General features: G+C 25.9%; 1 pseudogene. It reads left to right on the top strand.

The annotated features are described in order from the left end of the window. A pseudogene (locus V6246_RS18225) lies at positions 1–305 on the top strand (sugar-transfer associated ATP-grasp domain-containing protein); the annotation flags it as partial.

The following is a 305-nucleotide window of genomic DNA, read 5'->3' as shown; positions in this document are numbered from 1 at the left end:
ACAAGTATTAAAGGAAAGTGTTTTGTATGGCATGGATAAAAAAATGCTACCTACAGATTATTTTAGAAAATATCTATATAGAAAAGATGTTGTAACCTATAAGAACTATTTAAGTTTAAAAGAATATTACTTAATTACAGGTTCTAAGAAAATGGTGTTTCCTGAAATTTCGTCGATTTTAAAAAATAAATTATACTTTTACAACTACTGCTTAAATTCTAAATTGCCAACACCAACGCTATGGAGTTATAATTTTAGAGCGCATTGGTTTTATAAGAATGAAAACGAAGTAATAAAATCTAAAC

Source organism: Algibacter sp. TI.3.09, assembly GCF_038154905.1.
Lineage (GTDB): Bacteria > Bacteroidota > Bacteroidia > Flavobacteriales > Flavobacteriaceae > Algibacter.
This window is presented reverse-complemented; position numbering and strand designations above follow the sequence as displayed.